A 545-nucleotide genomic window follows, 5' to 3' on the forward strand; every position below is an offset into this window, starting at 1 on the left:
TTCCCCAGCGCCCCCCATAAGACCATTTACCAGCGCCACCAGCAGCTGATACCAGGCCCGCATTTGAGATGGCTTGCGGATACCATCATATCCCACTCCCCGTGCCCCACGCCGGGCCGGGGTATGCCCCTGGGGGTGGAACCCAGCCAGCAGGAAATGGTGGCCCTGCCCAGCGCTGTGGACAACTGGCTCAAGTGCCAAAAGGGCATAAAGTGCATGGGGCACTATATGGATGATTACTATATCATCCTGCCGGATATTGAACAGCTTAAAAAGCTGGCCCATGAGATGGTGCGGAAGTTTGCGGCCATCGGGGTGCCGGTAAACCAGCGCAAGTGCAAAATTATCCCTTTGACAAAGCCTTTCAAATTCTGCAAGGCCAAGTTCCGTTTACTGGAAACCGGGAAAGTCATAGTAAACGGCTGCCGGGACGGGGTAAAGCGGGCGCGGCGCAAGCTGAAACTTTTTAAGAGCCAGGTGGCGGCGGGCAGGCGGGCCATGGAAGATGTAAAGCAATTCATGACCTGCCAGCTGGCCTACTACAA

Annotated in this window: 1 pseudogene; it reads left to right on the top strand. The window is 56.1% G+C overall.

The annotated features are described in order from the left end of the window. Positions 1–63: 63 nt before the first annotated feature. A pseudogene (locus U8U01_RS17355) lies at positions 64–545 on the top strand (reverse transcriptase domain-containing protein); the annotation flags it as partial.

This window comes from Acutalibacter caecimuris, assembly GCF_034335085.1.
GTDB lineage: Bacteria > Bacillota > Clostridia > Oscillospirales > Acutalibacteraceae > Acutalibacter > Acutalibacter caecimuris.